This is a genomic window from Bacillus sp. LM 4-2 (genome assembly GCF_000978495.1).
GTDB lineage: Bacteria > Bacillota > Bacilli > Bacillales > Bacillaceae > Bacillus > Bacillus subtilis.
Genome location: NZ_CP011101.1, coordinates 2,981,715 through 3,000,265, shown reverse-complemented (window position 1 = coordinate 3,000,265; position 18,551 = coordinate 2,981,715). Strand labels below are relative to the sequence as shown.

Below are 18,551 nucleotides of genomic sequence, written 5' to 3'. Positions count from 1 at the left end.
ATGTTTGAAAGTTTGTGGCTGCAGCTTCAGCATCCGAATACACAGTGGGTGCTGGCCGGTACGCTTTTGCTCGGGACGGCAAGCGGTGTTTTGGGCAGCTTTGTGCTGCTGAGAAAGCAAAGTTTAATCGGCGATGCGATGGCCCATTCAGCTCTGCCGGGAGTGTGTCTCGCTTTTCTGTTCACCGGGCAAAAATCACTGCCTTTCTTTTTGCTGGGGGCAGCGCTCGCCGGACTGCTCGGAACGTTTTGTATTCAGCTGATTCCTCGGCTTTCAAAAACAAAGGAGGACTCGGCGATCGGGATTGTTCTTTCTGTGTTTTTTGGCGTCGGGATCATTCTGCTGACATATATTCAGCAACAGGGGGCGGGAAGCCAAAGCGGGCTTGATTCTTTTTTATTCGGCCAGGCTGCTTCATTGGTCAGGCAGGATATCATCCTTATTGCAGGGATATCCGCTGTTCTACTGCTCCTATGTATTGTTTTCTTTAAGGAATTTACATTGATTACTTTTGATCTCGCGTTTGCAAAGGGATTAGGAATCCCGGTGCGTTTTTTAAACGGGCTTTTGGCTTGTCTGATTGTCTGTGCTGTCGTCATTGGGCTTCAGACTGTTGGTGTGATATTAATGGCGGCTATGCTGATTACACCTGCCATAACCGCGAGATATTGGACCGAACGGTTAACCGGGATGATCGTCATTGCCGGGATTACAGGCGGGGTCAGCGGCGCGGCCGGAACCCTGCTTAGCACCACGATGAAGGGAATGGCGACAGGGCCATTAATGATCTTATCTGCAACGCTGCTCTTTCTTGTTTCAATGATTTGCGCGCCTAAGCGGGGATTGGCTGCTAAAGCCATAAGGCTGATGAGGCTGCGGCGCAGAACAAGCAGGGAGCAAGTGCTTTTGGCGATTTATGAACAGTATGAAAAGAATAATCTTTGTGTAACTGTTGAAAGTGTAAGAAAGAAAAGACGCCTATCCCCTTCATTATGCCTTAAGGCATTAAATGACTTGGAACAAGAGAGGTGCATTGAGCGTATCGAAAATGGGATTTGGCAAATCACAAGCAAAGGGATAGAAAAAGGCTATCACACAGCTTTGAAGCAGCGGATGTATGAAGTGTATCTCATGCATGAAATGGAACTTGCCAATATAGAATCCGATCAGGACTACTTTGACCCGGACCGTTTACCGAGAGAAACGAGAGAGCGGCTTTATTCACTCTTAAAGCTGTATGGACGGATGCCTGAGCTTCGAAAAGTGTCTCATGATGCCGAGAAGGGACAGATCGCGAATGAGTTTTGAAGCATGGATTATAGCTACCGGTGTATTAGTCGGTGTAAGCTGCGGATTGATCGGCACATTTCTTGTACTGAGAAGCATGGCGATGCTGGCCGACGCAATCAGTCATACAGTGTTGCTTGGCATTGTCGGCGCTTTTCTAGTGACGGGAAGTCTCGATGGGATTTATATGTTTATTGGCGCAGCCGCAACCGGTCTGTTAACGGCTTTCTTGGTTCAGCTTCTTCATAGCAAGGGGGTTCAATCAGATGCTGCCATAGGAGTTGTGTTTACATCCTTATTTGCAATCGGGGTTATTTTGCTTTCTGTGTATGGAGCGAATGTCCATCTCGATATTGAGCACTCGTTAATGGGAGAAATCGCTTTTGTGCCGTGGAATACGGTGACGGTATTCGGGGTTGATATTGGGCCGAAAGCGTTTTGGATGCTGGCATCTGTTCTGGTTTTAAACGTAGTGTTGATCAGTGTGTGCTATAAGGAGTTTAAAATCGCTTCGTTTGATCCTCAAATGGCTTTAGCCTTGGGAATACCGGTTTTGCTCATTCATTACGTGCAAATGGGCATGCTGTCCTTGACGACTGTTGCTTCCTTTGATTCGGTGGGTGCCGTATTGGTTGTGGCCATGCTGATTGTTCCGCCGGCTGCGGCACATTTGCTGACAGACCGGCTTCTTTATATGCTGATTCTCAGCGCGTTGATTGGCGGGCTGTCGGCGGTCATGGGCTATTTCTTCGCAACGTGGCTTAATGTTTCGATTTCAGGAGCGATGGCGGCCATGACAGGTGTATGTTATGCAAGCGCCTTTTTGTTTTCACCTGCAAACGGGGTCATAACTAAAAAGCTGAGAACACTCAACATGCAAAAAGAAAGAGCTGGCTGATGCAGCTCTTTCTTTTAATTACAAATCATGCGGCTTAAACGTTTTGCAGTCTGTTTCCCGGCTGTTTTCAGCCGTTTCACCAGTATGGCTGACAACATAAATGGCATCAGCGGTGCATTTGTTACCTTTGCCCCAATAAGAACAGTTGTTGACCTCACATAGAATTTTCTGCTCCATGCCATCCCCTCCTTATAAAGGTTCTGGATTAGTATAGCCGGCTGGCTTGCCCTCTATTCCTCCTGGCGGATATAGCGTTTATCTCGCATAAACATTTTCCAGAAGAAATAAAAGCCCGGAAATAGAATGATAAATGCAACGATATACGTTGCAAACAGCGCTCTGAACGTTGCTGGCTCTGTGAAGCCTGACATGACTGTCACATCGGGATAAATCATATACGGAAGATGCGCCCGCCCGTACGCGTAGCTTGCGAGAAAATACTGTATCCCAATCGCAACAAGTGCGAGACGCGGTTTTCCGATGTTTTGACCAAAGCTTTTGTTAGGCAGAAAAAGAGCGATTCCAGCAATGACAAATGTAATGAACGATGCAATAATCCAAGAAAAATCATTCATCATTCCGCTGTACAGCCAGTTTGCTTCATTCCGCATAGTTACCATAATGCATACAGCAAACAACAGTGAAATCGGGCCGGTAATCAGGGCGCTTTTTCTGTAGGCTCGGTACGCATCCTGTTCCTCTGCCACATTTGAAAAATCTGCAAGCAACAGCGAGGACAAAAATAAGGTGCTTAAAATCGCAAACCCGATAAATGAATAGGCGTTGGGGCTTGAAAAGATTTTAGACATATTTAAGTTATAGATTCCATCCGTTTTTTCTATAAACCCTCCGTGTGTCACAGGAAGCACCAAAATTAAAATAGCAGGAATGATAAAGCCGGAGATGCCGGAAATATATCTTAGCGTTTTCCGCTCCTTTGCTGTATTTGAAAACACGAGAAATCCGCTTCGAATCGCTAAAAGCAGTAAAATCATGCTTCCGGGAATTAATAAAACGGTGCCGAGCACAAATGTCGCGCCGGGGAAAAAACTGAAAAGTGCCACGACGATGGCCACAATAAAGACGTTTGTGACCTCCCAAGTCGGGGACAAAAAGCGATTCGCAATATCGGTGGCCTTCATATGCTCCTTGTTTAAATAGATCATAGACCAAAATCCCGCTCCAAAATCCATTGTCGCCATGACGGCGTAAATAAACACAAAGCCCCAGATAATTGAGATGGCGATCAGAGCGTCAGTTGAAATCTCCATTTGTACGATCTTCCTTCCATTTGGTTTCCTGTTTGCGGAGCCATTACGACTCCGCTGTATTTAAATCTTCGTCAACCGGGTGCTTGCGGAAATAATACAGCAGCACGTAGACGACAGCTGCGCCTAACACGGCATAAACAAATGTGAAAAATAAGAACAGCACCCCGATCGAGCCAGTGGTTGTTACGACATCTGACGTTTTCAGCAAATGATAGATGACCCAAGGCTGCCTCCCCGTACATGCGAAAATCCAGCCGAATTCAATGCCGATGAGACTAAAAGGGCCTGCTGTCATGAAAATGACCAAAAGCCACGTTGGGAAACGGTCTTTCTTGAGCACCTTTCTCCAGACCACACCAATAATAGAATAAAGAATAAGCAGCATGCCTACACCGACCATCGCATTAAACAGCGTGTGAATGAAAAGCGGCGGCCATTCATCTCTCGGAAATGCATTTAATCCTTTTACAACAGTGTCAAAACGGTTCGCTGCCAAAAAGCTTAAAGCCCATGGAATCTCGATTGCCCATTTTACTTTTTCTTCATTCGGGTCGGTAAAACCGCCGATAGCGAGCGGGGCGTGGGATCTTGTTTCAAATAGGCCTTCCGCACCGGCTAATTTTTCGGGCTGGTATTCGTACAGCATCTGTGCAGATTCGTGTCCGTTCAAAGCGGTCAGCAATGAAAAAATACCGCCGATCGTCAGTGCGAGCAAAAGGGCTTTCCGGTGAAAGCGATAGACCTTTTCCTTTTTCCTCGTTCGGATCATTTTATACGCCGCAACAGAAGCCACGATAAACGCACCGGTCATAAACGCGGACAGCACGACATGGCCGGCAGTGATAAAAAAGCTAGGATTAAAAAACGCAGCCCACGGGTCAACATCTGTAATTTTTCCGTTTAAAATTTTAAAACCGGCGGGCGTACCTTCAAAAGCGTGAACATTCGTGATCAGAACAGCGGATGCTGCTGCCCCGACTAACACAAAGAAAACAGCAACAATCCTCATTGCAGGTGACAAACGGTCTGCAGCGTATACATAAATCGACATGAATAGGGCTTCAACAAAAAAAGCATAGATTTCAATTTGAAACGGCAGGGACATCACCCGGCCGATGACTTCCATAAATCCCGGCCATAAAAGCGCGAGCTGGGTGCCCGCGATCGTTCCGGTCGGAATGGCGACCCCCAGCAAAACGGCTTGAGCTTTCGTCCATCTTTTCGCCATGATCGCATAATGGTCATCTTTCGTTTTTTGATAGATCAATTCCGCCACTAAAATCATGAGCGGGAGACCGACTCCAAGCGTTGCGAAAATAATATGAAAGCCCATTGTCGTGCCAAAGAGGCTTCTGGCCAAAACTAAATCATCCACAATCGTAAACCACCTTTCTAAAAAGACGTTCTGTATGTATTTTGGGTTTATTATTTGCTTCCTCGGTTAGATTATTCTTCCTATTCTTAAATGCCATGAGGTTTACGATGTGAAAACAGAGGGAAGGATATAAGAAGATTGACAAAACGTTTGTAAGGTTATAAAATAAAACGTAATTATTACGATTTATTGAAAGGAGATTCACATGAAAGAAGGAATTCATCCGAAGAACCACAAAGTGATATTTCAGGATGTCAACAGCGGCTACCGTTTTCTCAGCACCTCTACGAAAACATCTAATGAAACAGCAGAGTGGGAAGACGGAAACACATATCCTGTCATTAAAGTAGAGGTAAGCTCTGACACGCATCCGTTTTATACAGGCCGCCAGAAATTCAATGAAAAAGGCGGACGAGTTGAGCAGTTCAAAAAACGCTATAACATGGGGAAATAAGGCAGGCCTGAGGGTTTGTCTTTTTTTATTATGACGAATAAACAAGGGTTGTGATATATTGAAGAGTAAAAAGAATAGAAAGGGACAACGAACATGAGTCTTCTAAATGATATTCTCGAATTTAACAAGACATTTACTGAACAAAGAGAGTATGAAAAGTATCAAACATCAAAATTTCCAGATAAAAAAATGGCGATTCTTTCTTGCATGGATACTCGTCTGGTTGAACTGCTGCCGCATGCGATGAATTTGCGAAACGGTGATGTGAAAATCATTAAAAGTGCCGGTGCGCTTGTGACACACCCATTCGGAAGCATCATGAGAAGTATACTCGTCGCAGTGTACGAGCTGAATGCAGATGAGGTGTGTGTGATCGGGCATCACGATTGCGGCATGAGCAAAATCAGCAGCAAAAGCATGCTTGAAAAAATCAAAGCAAGAGGGATTCCGGAAGAACGCATCGAAACAATAAAGTACTCCGGTGTAGACTTTGATCAATGGTTTAAAAGCTTTGATTCAGTGGAAGCGAGTGTGAAAGACAGCGTAGACGTTATTAAACATCACCCGCTGTTCCCTGAAAACGTTCCGGTCCATGGCTTAGTCATTGATCCTAAAACCGGAAAACTGGATCTTATCGTAAACGGTTATAACAATTAATGTTTTTGTTTCTTTTCAGGAACGGGATCGACTCCTCCCGGATGGAACGGGTGGCATTTCAAAATCCGTTTGATTGTCAGCCATCCGCCTTTTAAAGCGCCATGTGTTTTAATCGCTTCGATTCCATATTGGGAACAGGTCGGATAAAAGCGGCACGTTGGCGGTGTCAGGGGCGAGATGAATTTTTGATATCCTCTGATCAGAGCGATGAATAGGGTTTTCATGTTTCTTCAGCAACCTTTCTGATGCAAGTATAAGAAAAAAAACACAGATTGAAAAGTTAATCAATAATTCTTATCGGAAAAGTATGTTATAATGAAATTACATTTTTAAAAAAGGGAGAGTGCCATTATGCCTTCAGTAGAAAGTTTTGAGCTTGATCATAATGCGGTTGTTGCTCCATATGTAAGACATTGCGGCGTGCATAAAGTAGGAACAGACGGCGTTGTAAATAAATTTGACATTCGTTTTTGCCAGCCAAATAAACAGGCGATGAAGCCTGACACCATTCACACACTCGAGCATTTGCTCGCGTTTACGATTCGTTCTCATGCTGAGAAATACGATCATTTTGATATCATTGATATTTCTCCAATGGGCTGCCAGACAGGCTATTATCTAGTTGTGAGCGGAGAGCCGACATCAGCGGAAATCGTTGATCTGCTTGAAGACACAATGAAGGAAGCGGTAGAGATTACAGAAATACCAGCTGCGAATGAAAAGCAGTGCGGCCAAGCGAAGCTTCATGATCTGGAAGGTGCTAAACGTTTAATGCGTTTCTGGCTTTCACAGGATAAAGAAGAATTGTTAAAAGTATTTGGCTAAAATAGAAAGGACCTTTTTGCGCTTAAGCAAAAAGGTCTTTTTTGTGACGTCTCATATTTTGTGTACCATTTGCTGTAAGCGTTTGCTACTATTTAAGTAAACGATGAAAGGGTGATGGCATGAAAAAGATGTTGGTTGTTCTGCTTTTTTCTGCTTTTTTGCTTAATGGATGCGGATCTGGTGAAAGCAAAGCAAATACAGCTGAGACGCCCGAGGTTTTGGATGTCAAGCTGACCGGGCCTGAAAAAGTAAATCCCGGAGAAAGCGCTGCTTATGAAGCAGCCGTATCATATGGTGATGAAGCTGTGACGGATGCCGATGAAGTAGAGTTTGAAGTATGGAAAGAAGGGGAAAAAGACGCAAGCCAAATGTTTAAGGCGAAACAAGAAAAAGGCGTATACCGATTGGAAACGACGTTTAAGGAAGATGGTGTATACACTGTCCAATCTCATGTCACAGCAAAAAAACAGCATAGCATGCCGACCTTAAAAGTCCAAGTCGGAGACGCCGATGCTGCCAGCAATCAGTCAGAAGAGGAGCATTCACATCATCATTGATTGTGTGAATCAGAGTGATTTTCTTGTGGTGGATCAATGGTATGCTTTACATTATAGGCTTTTACAGTCGTCCAAATGGTTACAAGCAAAACAGCCAGCACAATCAAAATACTTATCGTAATGAGAAGCGTCATGACATTCCACCTCCCGTTTTTTAACAATTGTAGCATAATAGAAGAAATCGTGACAGATAAGGGTAAAAAAGAGGTTTTAGCGTACGATATTAAGGGTATACATAGTCATATAACAAGGAGGAGATACCATGTCAGAACAATTGATTCAAGCAGTGAACAAACAAGTAGCCAACTGGACAGTCATGTATGTGAAACTACATAATTATCACTGGTATGTGAAAGGGAAAGATTTCTTCACTCTTCATGAAAAGTTTGAGGAGCTGTACAACGAAACAGCAACTTATATTGATGACTTAGCAGAACGTCTTTTGGCGCTGAACGGAAAACCGATTGCAACAATGAAGGAATCCTTAGAAACGGCTTCTGTCAAAGAAGCTGCTGGAAATGAAACAGCTGAACAAATGGTTCAAAGCGTATATGATGATTTCACAGTCATCGCGGAAGAGCTGAAAAACGGCATGGATTTAGCTGATGAAGTCGGTGACGAAACAACAGGGGACATGCTTCTTGCGATCCATCAAAATATTGAAAAACATAACTGGATGCTAAAAGCTTACCTAGGTTAAGTTCAAAAATAGAACGGCCGGATGTCTTAAAAAAGACGTCCGGCTTTTCTTTTTGTATCTTAAAAATAGGCGACAACCAGTCCATTTTTCTGAAAAATCCAATCCGTTCGGCTTGTTTACCATAGAATATTGTAAGGCCGTTTCTGTGAAAGGATGTTGGGATAAATGGATAGAGACTTTGGCATCTTTTCGTTTTTAGCAGTCAGCGTTTCAGCAGCGGGTTTTTTCTTTGGAGGTTTTCAGTATTCATTTCTGATTTTGCTCTCTCTTATGGCAATTGAATTTATCAGTACGACTTTGAAGGAAACCATTATTCACAAACTGTCATTTAAAAAGGTATTTGCCCGGCTTGTCAAAAAATTAGTCACGCTGGCTCTGATCTCTGTATGCCACTTTTTTGATCAGCTGCTGAATACACAGGGATCAATTCGTGACTTGGCTATTATGTTTTATATTCTTTATGAATCTGTGCAAATTGTTGTGACAGCCAGTTCTCTTGGCATACCGGTTCCTCAGATGCTTGTCGATCTTTTAGAAACGTTAAAAAATAAATTTAAGCGCAAACCGTAACTTTTCCCTGTTCGCGGGTCATAATAAAGCCCAGAGCGTCGGTCGCACTTTCCGGCAAAAGTATCGCAAAAAAACTGTACGAGCTAGTCTGCATGCAGAACCTGACGGCGTGCTGGGTTTCCCTTATTTTTTGATAAAAGGCTTCCGAAGAAACGTAACTGTGGTATGATGTATGGAAGATAGCTAGGAACGGATTTGAGGGATAAACATGTACGAGTTTAAAGATTATTATCAGAATACTGTTCAGCTTTCCTTTGACGATCAGCCTTTCTCGGACAGCCCGAAGCATGTCTGGGTGATTTGCCGTTTTGGCGGCAAATGGCTTTTAACAGAACATGAGGACAGAGGCTATGAGTTTCCAGGCGGGAAAGTAGAGCCGATGGAGTGCGCAGAAGAGGCTGCGCTCCGGGAAGTAAAGGAAGAGACGGGCGCGAGAGTCAAAAGCCTCAAGTATCTCGGACAGTATAAAGTTCTCGGAAAAGAAAAAGTGATTGTAAAAAATATATATTTTGCAGATATAGAAAAGCTTGAAAAGCAGGCTGATTACTTTGAAACGAAAGGCCCGGTTTTGTTTCACGAGCTGCCGGAGAACCTTTCCCGCAATAAAAAATTCAGCTTTATTATGAAGGATTCCGTTCTTCCGATCAGCTTGAAAAAACTGAAAGAATCTGGATGGATTGAATAAAAAACCCGGCACATGTGCCGGGTTTTTTATGTCCTCCCCTTCGTCCATTTCTTTTCCAGCAGCTCGACGCCCTGATACATCAGAGTGGCGAAGATGGCGATGATCAGCAGGCTTAAGAAGACGAGTGTAAAATTGAAGACTTGGAATCCGTAAATAATCATATATCCTAATCCGACCTTCGAAACGAGGAATTCCCCTACAATAACGCCAACCCATGATAAACCGACGTTCACTTTTAGTGTTGAAATAATCGCGGGGGAGGATGCAGGCAGTATGACTTCTTTAAAAATAACCCACTTTTTTGCGCCGAATGTTTTCATGACTTTCGTATAGTTTTCGTCGACCTCTTGGAAGGCGGTGTAGACAACGATGGTTGTGATAATGACGCTGATGATGGCTCCCATCGCAATGATGCTGATAAAACTGGGACCGAGCGCGACAATCAGGATCGGGCCCAGGGCCACTTTCGGCATTGCGTTCAAAATCACAAGATACGGATCTAAAATTCTGGCAAGTCGGTTAGACCACCATAACAAAGCGGCTAGGCACGTGCCCATAAACGTCCCGAGCAAAAAGCCAAGCACCGTTTCAAATAAAGTGACGCCGATGTGTGACAGTAAAGAACCGTCACCAAGTTTCTCCAGCAATAATCGCCACACAGCTGATGGAGAGCTGAAGATCAGCGGATCGATCCAGCCCTGCCTGCTGGAGATTTCCCAGCCCGAGAAAAAGAGAATAAATATGGCAAGCTGAAAGGAATGGACCTTCCACTTTTCCTTTTTCTGTTTGAATTGATACTGCTCGTGAAGCAGATCAATGGTTTCTTTGCTGTTTCTCAAGAGAATTCAGCTCCTTCCATATCGTTTGAAACAGTGTCTGGAAGGAAGGTTCCTGACGGGCGTCAAAAGGCAACATCGCGGCCAATTCCTTAGGAATGGTAAAAATCTGATGGATGGTGCCCGGCTGATTTGAAAATAAAAAGATCGTATCGCTCATCGCTATCGCTTCCCCTATATCATGAGTGACAAGCACTGCTGTTTTTTGATATTCCTTTAATGTGCGGAATACCAGGTTTTCCAAAGACAGCTTTGTCTGAAAATCAAGCGCGGAAAATGGCTCATCCAGCAAAAGCAGACTAGGGTTAGGCGCAAGTGTTCTTGCAAGCGCAGCCCGCTGGCGCATCCCGCCTGACAGTTCTTTCGGATATTTTTTCTCCACATCTATGAGGCCGAACTCCGGCAATAGACCGAGTGCAGCGGCTTTGCTTTCTTCTGTCAGCGTGTCGGCGATTTTTAAACCGAGAAGCACATTTTCCTCGATAGATTTCCAGGGAAATAAGTAATCCTGCTGAAGCATATAGCCAATATTATGTTCTTTTTGATTCGGCTCACGGCCTTCAATCAGAACTCTGCCTTCTGATGGCTCAATCAAACCGGCAATAATGGAAAGCAATGTTGTTTTTCCGCAGCCGCTTGGGCCGAGAAATGAGATGAAATCGCCTTTTTCGGCATCGAAATGAATATCCCGCACAGCCGTTGTTTTTTCTTTAATAGAAAAATAAGTATGGGTTACATGGTCGACATGTAAGAAAGACATAGATGGCGCCTCCTATTTCTCCGAGGTGACTTTTTCAGCAATTTCTTTATTTACAAGCTGATTGTATGGAATGTGCTTCGGCAGTTCTCCCGATTTATCCATAATGGTTTGGAGAAGCTCCCATTCTTTTTCGTTAAGCAGAGGGTCTGGTGAATATGAATGCTGTTTTTTATAGCGTTCAATGGATGTTTCGATGACGTCTGGGTCGGTATCATCAAATTCATCTTTAATGGCATCTGTGATGTCCTTCGCAGAATGATTTTCAACCCACTGCTGCGCCTTATAAATGGCTTTTGTAAACTTGACGGCTGTGTCTTCATTTTTCTTCAAATAGCTTTGTTTCGCCATAAAAGTCGTATAAGGAACCTCTCCTGATTCTTCTCCGAATGAAGCCACGATATGGCCGATGCCTTTTTTCTCAAAGAGAGAAGCCTGCGGTTCAAAGAGCTGTACATACTCACCGGTTCCAGAAGCAAACGCATTGGCAATATTGGCGAAGTCTATGTTCTGGATGAGGTCTATATCCTTATGCGGGTCAATCTTATGTTTGTTCAGTACATACTCGCCGACCATTTGCGGCATGCCGCCTTTTCGCTGACCGAGAAACGTTTTTCCTTTCAGCTGATCCCAGTCGAAGTGTTCAACATCTTCTCTCGCGACAAGAAACGTTCCGTCTGTCTGAGTCAGCTGGGCGAAATTAATGACGGGATCTTTAGCCCCTTGCGCTTCGACATAAATAGATGTTTCTGACCCGACAAGCGCGATGTCGGAGCCGTTGGAAAGAAGCGATGTCATCGTTTTATCTCCGCCCCAGGTCGTATTCACATCGACATCAAGCCCTTCTTCCTTAAAAAAACCTTTAGACTCAGCAACATATAAAGGTGCGTAAAAAATTGAATGGGTCACTTCAGCTACTTTGACTTTGGTGAGCGTTTCTTCCTGCTTGCAAGCCGCCAGGGCGAACATCAGAAAGATACTGCCGACACAGGCGAAGCCCAGCCTTAACCATCTGTTCACATAGACAACCTCCTTATTTCGCATCAAGTTAATATCCTTTTTTGCTTTACATATCGTATGATGGGTATAAAAATGTGTGAATGCCTAACCAGGTTCTCCGGATGTAATTTTGGAGTAAGGAAAGCATATAGAAAAAAGGAGGCGGCTGTTTTGATTGTAGAGAAAAGAAGATTTCCGTCGCCAAGCCAGCATGTGCGTTTGTATACGATCTGCTATCTGTCAAATGGATTACGGGTTAAGGGGCTTCTGGCTGAGCCGGCGGAACCGGGACAATATGACGGATTTTTATATTTGCGCGGCGGGATTAAAAGCGTGGGCATGGTTCGGCCGGGCCGGATTATCCAGTTTGCATCCCAAGGGTTTGTGGTGTTTGCTCCTTTTTACAGAGGCAATCAAGGAGGAGAAGGCAATGAGGATTTTGCCGGAGAAGACAGGGAGGATGCATTTTCTGCTTTTCGCCTGCTTCAGCAGCACCCAAATGTCAAGAAGGATAGAATCCATATCTTCGGTTTTTCCCGCGGCGGAATTATGGGAATGCTCACTGCGATCGAAATGGGCGGGCAGGCAGCTTCATTTGTTTCCTGGGGAGGCGTCAGTGATATGATTCTTACATACGAGGAGCGGCAGGATTTGCGGCGAATGATGAAAAGAGTCATCGGCGGAACACCGAAAAAGGTGCCTGAGGAATATCAATGGAGGACACCGTTTGACCAAGTAAACAAAATTCAGGCTCCCGTGCTGTTAATCCATGGAGAAAAAGACCAAAATGTTTCGATTCAGCATTCCTATTTATTAGAAGAGAAGCTAAAACAACTGCATAAGCCGGTGGAAACATGGTACTACAGTACATTCACACATTATTTCCCGCCAAAAGAAAACCGGCGTATCGTGCGGCAGCTCACACAATGGATGAAAAACCGCTGACAGTGAAATATGTTATGATAAAGAAAAAAGAGAACGAAAGGGGATTTCACTTTGGGAATGCCTGTTGAATTTAATACACTGATTGTGACAAAAGGAAAAGAAGTTCGCATAGATGAAAATATATTCACGTTAGAGAAGGACGGATACCGAGTATATCCGATGGAGATTCCAATGGATGTACGCAAAACAAAGTTTGGCGAAAAGTCAGGCACAGCTGAAGTGCAGAAGCTTCAATGGGAAGAAGGCCGGACCATCATTACATACAAGCTGACTTCTTTGCATTCCGTCAATTAAAACAAGCCAAGAGCATAATTGCTCTTGGCTTTTGTTTTTTATACGAGAGGGCCGCCTGCCTGGGCGATGGCATCGGTATGTGCGAACTTTTTAAAGTTCTCTTTGAATTCATTTGCAAGGTAGACTGCTTTTTCTTTGTATTCTTCCTTGTTGGTCCACGTGTTTTCAGGCTGAAGGATATGATCAGGAACGCCAGGAACATGGGCCGGAATGTGCAGGCCGAAAATATCGTCAGTTATCATTTCAGCATCCTCTAATTTGCCTTCAATCGCTGCTTTGACCATTGCTCTAGTGTAAGAAAGCTTCATTCGTTCGCCTGTGCCGTAGCCGCCCCCGGTCCATCCGGTATTGACTAAGAAAACGTCTGCGCCGTGTTCATCGATCTTTTTGCCGAGCATTTCAGCATAGACGTGAGCAGGAAGCGGCAGGAACGGTGAGCCGAAGCATGTAGAAAACGTCGTTTCAGGAGACGTGACACCACGTTCGGTTCCGGCAAGCTTACTCGTGTAACCGCTCAAAAAATGGTACATCGCCTGCTCCTTCGTTAGTTTGCTGATCGGCGGCAGGACTCCGAAGGCATCAGCCGTCAAAAATACAATGGCTGACGGATGGCCGGCCATGCTTGGAGTCACGATGTTATTAATCATATGAATCGGGTAAGCTGCCCGCGTGTTTTCAGTATAGAAGGAATCATCATAATTGGCTTCGCGTGTATCTTCATCCACAACGACATTTTCGAGAACAGACCCGAAGCGGATCGCGTTAAAGATTTGCGGCTCCTTTTCCTCGCTTAAATGAATACACTTAGCGTAGCATCCGCCTTCAATATTAAAGACGCCTGTATCAGACCAGCCATGTTCATCGTCACCGATCAGCTTGCGGTCAGCATCTGCCGACAGGGTGGTCTTTCCTGTTCCTGACAGTCCGAAGAAAAGGGCGACATCGCCTTTTTCACCGACATTGGCGGAGCAGTGCATAGATAAAATATCTCTTTCAGGCAGCAGGAAATTCATAATGGAGAAAATGGACTTCTTCATTTCACCGGCATACTCAGTTCCGCCGATTAAAATTGTCCGCTTTTCGAAAGAGACAATAATAAACGTTTCGGAATGAGTGCCGTCTGTTTTTGGATCCGCTTTGAAATGCGGAGCAGAAAGAATGGTGAACGGCTGCTCAACTGTTTTCTTATCATTTCCTTCCGGACGGATAAACAGCTGCCGCGCAAATAAATTGTGCCATGCGAACTCATTTACGACAGTGATCGGCAGCCTGTATTTCTCGTCTGCTCCGGCAAATCCTTCGAAAACAAACAGTTCATCTCGCTCCTTTAAATAGCTGACAACTTTCGTGTACAGCCGCTCAAACGCTTCTTCTGAAATCGGCTGATTCACCGGGCCCCAATCGATCTTATTTTTCGTGCTTTCTTCTTCCACGATGAATTTATCTTTAGGTGAGCGTCCTGTGTAAGCGCCTGTTGTCGCGCGAACAGCACCTGTGGATGTTAAAATGCCTTCGTTTCGGGAGAGGACTTTTTCTGTTAGCTGTGCTGCTGATAAATTATGACGCACATTTGGACATGTTAATAAGGCTTGTAAATCTGCGGTCAAATCAACTGAGTTCATATGAAACCTTCCTTTATCGTTTTTTGTGTTTTGCTAATTGTGAATTAGTATAACATATATTTTCAAATAGTCTATACTATTTATTATTTTTTGTGTGTGCATTTCCATTGTTTTCCCTCAATATAGGTGCCTATTTCTTCTGAATCATATTGACATTGCAAACCCTTTTACGATAAGATATTTCATTGAGCGGATACTCTTATCCCGAGCTGGCGGAGGGACAGGCCCTATGAAGCCCAGCAACCGGTTTCTCTGTTATTCATTATGTTCAACTGAGTGAGACAACCAAGGTGCTAACCTGTTGCAAGGTTGTATGATTCCTTGAGCGATAAGAGTGAAAGGCACAAAGACCAAACCCTTTCCTCGATGGAAAAGGTTTTTTTATTTCATAAATATGCCAATTAACATTCTCTAATATAACTGTACATTGTATAAGAGGGAGCGAGTTCCGTATCATATATACAAGGTCTTTCGGGAGGCCTTGTGCAGGAGGAAGCAAATCATGAGTAAAAATCGTCGTTTATTTACATCAGAATCTGTTACGGAGGGGCATCCGGATAAAATCTGTGACCAGATTTCTGACAGCATTTTAGATGAAATTTTAAAGAAAGACCCTAACGCGCGTGTTGCTTGTGAAACATCTGTGACAACAGGTTTGGTTCTTGTAAGCGGAGAGATCACAACTTCTACGTATGTTGACATTCCGAAAACGGTTCGCCAAACCATTAAAGAAATCGGATACACACGTGCAAAATACGGATTTGATGCGGAAACTTGTGCGGTTTTAACATCAATTGATGAGCAGTCTGCTGATATCGCGATGGGCGTAGACCAAGCGCTTGAAGCCCGTGAAGGCACAATGAGCGACGAAGAAATTGAAGCGATTGGTGCGGGTGACCAAGGATTAATGTTCGGTTATGCGTGCAACGAAACGAAAGAGCTTATGCCTCTTCCAATTTCACTTGCCCATAAATTAGCCCGCCGCCTAAGTGAAGTCCGTAAAGAAGATATTCTTCCGTACCTTCGCCCTGACGGCAAAACACAGGTAACGGTTGAGTACGATGAAAATAACAAACCAGTCCGCATTGACGCGATTGTTATTTCAACTCAGCATCATCCTGAAATTACACTTGAGCAAATTCAGCGCAACATTAAAGAACATGTAATCAATCCGGTTGTTCCTGAAGAGCTGATTGATGAAGAAACAAAATATTTCATCAACCCTACAGGACGTTTCGTAATCGGAGGCCCTCAAGGGGATGCGGGACTTACAGGACGCAAAATCATCGTTGATACGTACGGCGGCTATGCACGCCACGGCGGAGGCGCGTTCTCAGGTAAGGACGCGACGAAGGTAGACCGTTCTGCAGCTTATGCGGCAAGATACGTTGCGAAAAACATCGTTGCGGCTGAGCTTGCTGATTCTTGCGAAGTACAGCTTGCTTACGCGATCGGTGTTGCACAGCCTGTGTCAATCTCAATCAACACATTCGGTTCCGGAAAAGCTTCTGAGGAAAAACTGATTGAAGTTGTTCGCAATAACTTTGATTTACGACCTGCCGGCATTATCAAAATGCTTGATTTGCGCCGTCCGATCTACAAACAAACTGCTGCGTACGGCCACTTTGGACGTCACGATGTTGACCTTCCATGGGAGCGCACAGACAAAGCGGAGCAGCTGCGTAAAGAAGCGTTAGGAGAATAATTTTATAGCCGCTTACTGGTTAAGCGGCTTTCCCTTTTTTATCGTTGTATTCATGTTTATTTTTTTACATAACTGTGAAACCAAATACTATTCACAGCGTCTATAAATAGGGGTTCAATGATGACAATTTTAATTATGGAGGCAATACTATGTGTGGATTTGTCGGGGTTTTTAACAAGCATCCGTTAGCTCAAACCGCTGATCAAGAAGAACTAATCAAACAAATGAACCAAATGATCGTTCACCGCGGTCCTGACAGTGATGGATATTTCCATGATGAGCACGTCGGCTTCGGATTCAGACGGCTCAGCATTATTGATGTAGAAAATGGCGGACAGCCTTTATCATATGAAGATGAAACATATTGGATTATCTTTAACGGAGAAATCTATAACTATATCGAACTGAGAGAAGAACTTGAAGCAAAGGGGTACACATTCAACACGGATTCGGACACAGAGGTTCTTCTTGCGACTTACCGTCACTATAAAGAAGAAGCGGCGTCCAAACTGCGCGGTATGTTTGCCTTTCTGATTTGGAATAAAAACGATCATGTGCTTTATGGGGCAAGAGATCCATTCGGCATTAAACCGTTGTACTACACAACGATCAATGATCAGGTTTATTTTGCCTCAGAGAGAAAAAGTTTAATGGTTGCTCAGAATGATATTGAAATAGATAAAGAGGCATTGCAGCAGTACATGTCTTTCCAATTTGTTCCTGAACCAAGCACGCTTGATGCCCATGTGAAAAAAGTAGAGCCGGGTTCACAATTCACAATCCGCCCGGACGGCGATATCACATTCAAAACGTATTTCAAAGCGAACTTCAAGCCGGTTCAGACTGAAGAAGACAAGCTTGTGAAAGAAGTCCGAGACGCGATCTATGACTCTGTAAACGTTCATATGAGAAGTGACGTTCCTGTCGGTTCGTTCCTGTCTGGCGGGATTGATTCTTCCTTTATTGTGTCTGTTGCGAAGGAATTTCATCCAAGCTTAAAAACATTCTCTGTCGGCTTTGAACAGCAGGGCTTCAGTGAGGTTGATGTAGCGAAAGAAACGGCAGCGGCGCTGGGCATTGAAAATATCAGCAAAGTCATTTCGCCTGAGGAATACATGAATGAGCTTCCGAAGATCGTATGGCATTTTGATGACCCGCTTGCTGATCCGGCAGCGATTCCGTTGTACTTTGTTGCAAAAGAAGCGAAAAAACATGTAACGGTTGCTTTATCAGGTGAAGGAGCGGATGAGCTCTTCGGCGGATATAACATTTACCGTGAACCGCTTTCGCTTAAACCGTTTGAACGGATTCCGTCCGGCTTGAAAAAGATGCTTCTGCACGTTGCTGCCGTTATGCCTGAAGGTATGAGAGGAAAGAGCCTGCTTGAGCGCGGCTGTACTCCGCTTCAGGATCGTTATATCGGTAACGCGAAAATCTTTGAAGAGTCTGTCAAAAAGCAGCTGTTGAAGCATTATAATCCGAACCTTTCATATCGCGATGTGACGAAGACTTACTTTACAGAAAGCAGCTCGTACAGCGATATCAATAAAATGCAGTATGTCGATATCCACACTTGGATGCGCGGCGACATTTTGTTAAAGGCGGATAAAATGACGATGGCGAATTCTTTGGAACTGCGTGTGCCGTTCTTGGATAAAGTCGTATTCGACGTCGCTTCAAAAATTCCTGATGAGCTGAAAACGAAGAACGGCACGACGAAGTATCTTCTTCGCAAAGCCGCTGAAGGAATTGTGCCTGAGCACGTATTAAACCGCAAAAAGCTTGGTTTCCCTGTACCGATCCGTCATTGGCTGAAAAATGAAATGAACGAATGGGTGCGGAATATTATTCAGGAAAGCCAAACGGATGCTTATATCCATAAGGATTATGTCCTTCAGCTTCTTGAAGACCATTGTGCGGACAAGGCTGATAACAGCCGTAAAATCTGGACTGTACTGATCTTTATGATCTGGCACAGCATCAATATTGAAAAACGGTATATGCCTGAAGAGCTGAGCCATCAGCCTAAAGAAGTCATCTTTGTGTAACAGACAACAAGGCTTTCGAGTAGTCGAAAGCCTTGTTGTTATCCTTTTATTTCTCCATCATCATTG

General features: G+C 44.2%; 22 protein-coding genes and 1 riboswitch. Of the genes, 13 read left to right on the top strand and 9 right to left on the bottom strand.

Annotated elements, in window-relative coordinates; genetic code table 11:
• Entirely contained in the window at window positions 1-1,308 is a 1,308-nt protein-coding gene (gene mntC / locus bslm_RS14915; RefSeq protein WP_046381292.1) for a manganese ABC transporter permease MntC, read from the top strand.
• A complete protein-coding gene (gene mntD, locus bslm_RS14910) occupies window positions 1,298-2,185 on the top strand; it encodes a manganese ABC transporter permease MntD (RefSeq protein ID WP_003229067.1) in 888 nt (295 codons plus the stop codon). Before mntC ends, mntD begins: the two co-directional genes overlap by 11 nt.
• A gap of 18 nt (window positions 2,186-2,203) precedes the next feature.
• Here the strand turns inward: mntD and bslm_RS21010 are convergent, their stop codons facing one another.
• The 3 genes from bslm_RS21010 to bslm_RS14900 are packed head-to-tail and all read right to left on the bottom strand — an operon-like array spanning window position 2,204 to window position 4,831.
• Window positions 2,204-2,362 (bottom strand): DUF1540 domain-containing protein, encoded by a 159-nt coding sequence (locus bslm_RS21010; protein ID WP_003229069.1) that lies wholly within the window; start codon window positions 2,360-2,362, stop codon window positions 2,204-2,206.
• A gap of 53 nt (window positions 2,363-2,415) precedes the next feature.
• On the bottom strand, window positions 2,416-3,456 hold the full coding sequence (locus bslm_RS14905) for a cytochrome d ubiquinol oxidase subunit II (RefSeq protein WP_046381291.1): 1,041 nt from the start codon (window positions 3,454-3,456) through the stop codon (window positions 2,416-2,418).
• A gap of 43 nt (window positions 3,457-3,499) precedes the next feature.
• Complete coding sequence (locus tag bslm_RS14900) at window positions 3,500-4,831, bottom strand: cytochrome ubiquinol oxidase subunit I (protein WP_003229073.1); 1,332 nt, start codon at window positions 4,829-4,831, stop codon at window positions 3,500-3,502.
• 205 nt (window positions 4,832-5,036) lie between these two features.
• On the opposite strand from bslm_RS14900, the gene bslm_RS14895 reads away from it, so the two are divergent.
• Together bslm_RS14895 and bslm_RS14890 are read left to right on the top strand one after the other, a co-directional pair.
• The gene (locus bslm_RS14895; RefSeq protein ID WP_003219346.1) at window positions 5,037-5,285 is read left to right on the top strand and encodes a type B 50S ribosomal protein L31; all 249 of its coding nucleotides are present in this window, start codon (window positions 5,037-5,039) and stop codon (window positions 5,283-5,285) included.
• Window positions 5,286-5,378: 93 nt separating this feature from the next.
• Window positions 5,379-5,942 carry a beta-class carbonic anhydrase gene (locus tag bslm_RS14890; protein ID WP_003229074.1) on the top strand — a complete coding sequence of 188 codons (564 nt, stop codon included), beginning with the start codon at window positions 5,379-5,381 and terminating at the stop codon, window positions 5,940-5,942.
• Here the strand turns inward: bslm_RS14890 and yidD are convergent.
• On the bottom strand, window positions 5,939-6,166 hold the full coding sequence (gene yidD / locus bslm_RS14885) for a membrane protein insertion efficiency factor YidD (protein ID WP_003229076.1): 228 nt from the start codon (window positions 6,164-6,166) through the stop codon (window positions 5,939-5,941). The genes bslm_RS14890 and yidD overlap by 4 nt on opposite strands.
• 127 nt (window positions 6,167-6,293) lie before the next feature.
• On the opposite strand from yidD, the gene bslm_RS14880 reads away from it, so the two are divergent.
• Together bslm_RS14880 and bslm_RS14875 are read left to right on the top strand one after the other, a co-directional pair.
• Entirely contained in the window at window positions 6,294-6,767 is a 474-nt protein-coding gene (locus bslm_RS14880) for an S-ribosylhomocysteine lyase (RefSeq protein ID WP_003219361.1), read from the top strand.
• Window positions 6,768-6,886: 119 nt separating this feature from the next.
• On the top strand, window positions 6,887-7,324 hold the full coding sequence (locus bslm_RS14875; RefSeq protein WP_014480629.1) for a FixH family protein: 438 nt from the start codon (window positions 6,887-6,889) through the stop codon (window positions 7,322-7,324).
• On the opposite strand, the gene ytzI is transcribed toward bslm_RS14875, so the two are convergent.
• Entirely contained in the window at window positions 7,318-7,458 is a 141-nt protein-coding gene (gene ytzI / locus bslm_RS21005) for a YtzI protein (RefSeq protein WP_003229081.1), read from the bottom strand. The genes bslm_RS14875 and ytzI overlap by 7 nt on opposite strands.
• 128 nt (window positions 7,459-7,586) lie before the next feature.
• Here ytzI and bslm_RS14865 point away from each other — a divergent pair, with 128 nt between their 5' ends.
• From bslm_RS14865 to ytkD, 3 genes are all read left to right on the top strand, one after another.
• The gene (locus bslm_RS14865) at window positions 7,587-8,024 is read left to right on the top strand and encodes a Dps family protein (RefSeq protein ID WP_003229083.1); all 438 of its coding nucleotides are present in this window, start codon (window positions 7,587-7,589) and stop codon (window positions 8,022-8,024) included.
• 165 nt (window positions 8,025-8,189) lie between these two features.
• Complete coding sequence (locus bslm_RS14860) at window positions 8,190-8,594, top strand: phage holin family protein (RefSeq protein WP_003229085.1); 405 nt, start codon at window positions 8,190-8,192, stop codon at window positions 8,592-8,594.
• A gap of 208 nt (window positions 8,595-8,802) precedes the next feature.
• On the top strand, window positions 8,803-9,279 hold the full coding sequence (ytkD, locus tag bslm_RS14855) for an RNA deprotection pyrophosphohydrolase (protein ID WP_003229087.1): 477 nt from the start codon (window positions 8,803-8,805) through the stop codon (window positions 9,277-9,279).
• Window positions 9,280-9,305: 26 nt separating this feature from the next.
• Here the strand turns inward: ytkD and bslm_RS14850 are convergent, their stop codons facing one another.
• Genes bslm_RS14850 through bslm_RS14840 form a run of 3 tightly spaced genes read right to left on the bottom strand, consistent with a single transcriptional unit; the run spans window position 9,306 to window position 11,892 of the window.
• Window positions 9,306-10,118: an ABC transporter permease gene (locus tag bslm_RS14850; RefSeq protein WP_003229090.1), complete on the bottom strand. Its 813-nt coding sequence runs from the start codon at window positions 10,116-10,118 to the stop codon at window positions 9,306-9,308.
• Window positions 10,093-10,875: an ABC transporter ATP-binding protein gene (locus tag bslm_RS14845; protein ID WP_003229092.1), complete on the bottom strand. Its 783-nt coding sequence runs from the start codon at window positions 10,873-10,875 to the stop codon at window positions 10,093-10,095. Before bslm_RS14845 ends, bslm_RS14850 begins: the two co-directional genes overlap by 26 nt.
• A gap of 12 nt (window positions 10,876-10,887) precedes the next feature.
• The gene (locus tag bslm_RS14840; protein ID WP_003245977.1) at window positions 10,888-11,892 is read right to left on the bottom strand and encodes an ABC transporter substrate-binding protein; all 1,005 of its coding nucleotides are present in this window, start codon (window positions 11,890-11,892) and stop codon (window positions 10,888-10,890) included.
• A gap of 150 nt (window positions 11,893-12,042) precedes the next feature.
• Here bslm_RS14840 and bslm_RS14835 point away from each other — a divergent pair, with 150 nt between their 5' ends.
• Window positions 12,043-12,816 carry an alpha/beta hydrolase family protein gene (locus bslm_RS14835; RefSeq protein WP_003246204.1) on the top strand — a complete coding sequence of 258 codons (774 nt, stop codon included), beginning with the start codon at window positions 12,043-12,045 and terminating at the stop codon, window positions 12,814-12,816.
• Between the two features lie 51 nt (window positions 12,817-12,867).
• Window positions 12,868-13,110, top strand: a complete 243-nt coding sequence (locus tag bslm_RS14830) for a DUF2584 domain-containing protein (protein ID WP_004398611.1) — start codon at window positions 12,868-12,870, stop codon at window positions 13,108-13,110.
• A gap of 38 nt (window positions 13,111-13,148) precedes the next feature.
• Here bslm_RS14830 and pckA read toward each other — a convergent pair whose 3' ends face one another.
• Entirely contained in the window at window positions 13,149-14,732 is a 1,584-nt protein-coding gene (gene pckA / locus bslm_RS14825) for a phosphoenolpyruvate carboxykinase (ATP) (protein ID WP_003229100.1), read from the bottom strand.
• A gap of 196 nt (window positions 14,733-14,928) precedes the next feature.
• Window positions 14,929-15,067, top strand: a riboswitch (SAM riboswitch).
• 167 nt (window positions 15,068-15,234) lie between these two features.
• On the opposite strand from pckA, the gene metK reads away from it, so the two are divergent.
• Window positions 15,235-16,437, top strand: coding sequence for a methionine adenosyltransferase (gene metK / locus bslm_RS14820; RefSeq protein ID WP_003229102.1), 1,203 nt, complete (start codon window positions 15,235-15,237; stop codon window positions 16,435-16,437).
• A gap of 149 nt (window positions 16,438-16,586) precedes the next feature.
• Entirely contained in the window at window positions 16,587-18,485 is a 1,899-nt protein-coding gene (asnB, locus tag bslm_RS14815; RefSeq protein WP_004398625.1) for an asparagine synthase (glutamine-hydrolyzing), read from the top strand.
• Window positions 18,486-18,551 lie beyond the last annotated feature (66 nt).

Coding starts and splice junctions, on each gene's coding strand:
- mntC (WP_046381292.1), top strand. CDS start 1: ATGTTTGAAAGTTTGTGGCTGCAGCTTCAGCATCCGAATACACAGTGG.
- mntD (WP_003229067.1), top strand. CDS start 1,298: ATGAGTTTTGAAGCATGGATTATAGCTACCGGTGTATTAGTCGGTGTA.
- bslm_RS21010 (WP_003229069.1), bottom strand. CDS start 2,362: ATGGAGCAGAAAATTCTATGTGAGGTCAACAACTGTTCTTATTGGGGC.
- bslm_RS14905 (WP_046381291.1), bottom strand. CDS start 3,456: ATGGAGATTTCAACTGACGCTCTGATCGCCATCTCAATTATCTGGGGC.
- bslm_RS14895 (WP_003219346.1), top strand. CDS start 5,037: ATGAAAGAAGGAATTCATCCGAAGAACCACAAAGTGATATTTCAGGAT.
- bslm_RS14890 (WP_003229074.1), top strand. CDS start 5,379: ATGAGTCTTCTAAATGATATTCTCGAATTTAACAAGACATTTACTGAA.
- yidD (WP_003229076.1), bottom strand. CDS start 6,166: ATGAAAACCCTATTCATCGCTCTGATCAGAGGATATCAAAAATTCATC.
- bslm_RS14880 (WP_003219361.1), top strand. CDS start 6,294: ATGCCTTCAGTAGAAAGTTTTGAGCTTGATCATAATGCGGTTGTTGCT.
- bslm_RS14875 (WP_014480629.1), top strand. CDS start 6,887: ATGAAAAAGATGTTGGTTGTTCTGCTTTTTTCTGCTTTTTTGCTTAAT.
- ytzI (WP_003229081.1), bottom strand. CDS start 7,458: ATGACGCTTCTCATTACGATAAGTATTTTGATTGTGCTGGCTGTTTTG.
- bslm_RS14865 (WP_003229083.1), top strand. CDS start 7,587: ATGTCAGAACAATTGATTCAAGCAGTGAACAAACAAGTAGCCAACTGG.
- bslm_RS14860 (WP_003229085.1), top strand. CDS start 8,190: ATGGATAGAGACTTTGGCATCTTTTCGTTTTTAGCAGTCAGCGTTTCA.
- ytkD (WP_003229087.1), top strand. CDS start 8,803: ATGTACGAGTTTAAAGATTATTATCAGAATACTGTTCAGCTTTCCTTT.
- bslm_RS14845 (WP_003229092.1), bottom strand. CDS start 10,875: ATGTCTTTCTTACATGTCGACCATGTAACCCATACTTATTTTTCTATT.
- pckA (WP_003229100.1), bottom strand. CDS start 14,732: ATGAACTCAGTTGATTTGACCGCAGATTTACAAGCCTTATTAACATGT.
- metK (WP_003229102.1), top strand. CDS start 15,235: ATGAGTAAAAATCGTCGTTTATTTACATCAGAATCTGTTACGGAGGGG.
- asnB (WP_004398625.1), top strand. CDS start 16,587: ATGTGTGGATTTGTCGGGGTTTTTAACAAGCATCCGTTAGCTCAAACC.